The following is a 1,176-nucleotide window of genomic DNA, read 5'->3' on the forward strand; positions in this document are numbered from 1 at the left end:
GCCGCCTCACGCGGCCCCGAGCTGCATCTGCGGAAGCCGGCCTACCGGGCGGAGCGAGAGCTGCTGAAGCTGGCGTTGCAGTTTCCCGGGCACGTGTCTCCCGAGTTCGATGCGTTCGAGACCGACGAGTTCACCGCGGAGCCGTATGCGGCCGTGCGCCAAGTCGTCCGCGAGGCGGGTGGGACCACTGGGGCGGACGCCGAATTCACCGCCCGGCTGCTGGAGGCCGCCGAGGACGACACGGTGAGGCGACTCATTCGCGAGCTCATGGTGGAGCCGCTGGACATGCCGAAGCTCCGGCCGAGAGAAGTCGATCGCGCGTACGCGGGCTTGTGGCTCGTCGCGGTGCGGTTGCAGGCCGTGGAACGGCGGATCGCCGAGGTACACAGCGCGTTCCGCCGCGCCAGCTCCGAGTCCGCGGGCCAGGAAGTCGCGGCGATGCAGGCCGAGGTGCAGGTGCTGCAGAAGTACCGGGCTGATCTGCGCAGCAGGGGCGCGGCAGCGCTCTGACGCGGACGCGGAGACGCGGCGCCGGGTCAGTCGCCGTCGGCGGCGGCCTCCGGCGGGTTCATACCGAGATGCTCCATGATGGCCACCTGCCCGGACACCAGCACACCGAGCACCTTGCCGTGCTCGAAGAGCATCTTGCTGTGTGCCTCCAGGACCTTGCTGTGTGCCTCCAGGACCTTGCCCTGGTCAAGCTGTGTCTGCCGCAGCGCCTGAAGAATCCCCCCCCCACGAGCAGCGGCCCCCCTCCGGGTACTGAGGGCCCAAGTGTGACCGTCGCGGCACATGGCGGTCAAATCACCAGTGTGACCGTAGGGTCACGCTGTGCGAGGAATTGCGCTGCCCCGAGCGTGCGCATTCGTCCGTTGCGTAACCATCCGGTCACGGGCCGGGCACAAATTGTGGTCGCACGACCCTACTGCCAGGCGTGTGTCGTACCCCACACTGGGGGCGGTGCCTGAGTCCTCGGAGCGTGGCGGTGTTGCCCGGAAGGGGCGGCAAGCCGCCAGGGATCCGCTATCCACGATCGGGACGGAAGGCGGCGAGTACGCCGCAGCCGTTCCGCTGCCCCACGTCCCCGAACCGGCAGTGACCACCCTGGAGGTCGCCCCCGTGCAGACCCAGACCCTCAAGACTTCCCTTCGGGCCGGGCGCGAGGGCGCGCCCGAC

At 69.6% G+C, this 1,176-nt stretch carries 1 protein-coding gene and 1 pseudogene; both read left to right on the forward strand.

The genetic code is table 11. The features are described 5' to 3' along the window. Positions 1–510 (forward strand): DNA primase (gene dnaG, locus H5J30_RS34570; RefSeq protein ID WP_508471340.1); only part of this gene is annotated, 510 nt, incomplete at its 5' end. A gap of 450 nt (positions 511–960) precedes the next feature. Next, positions 961–1,176 (forward strand): annotated as a pseudogene (locus tag H5J30_RS36145) (RNA polymerase sigma factor); the annotation flags it as partial.

The sequence above is a fragment of the Streptomyces phytophilus genome (assembly GCF_013870535.1).
In the GTDB taxonomy this organism is placed as follows: Bacteria; Actinomycetota; Actinomycetes; order Streptomycetales; family Streptomycetaceae; genus Streptomyces; species Streptomyces phytophilus.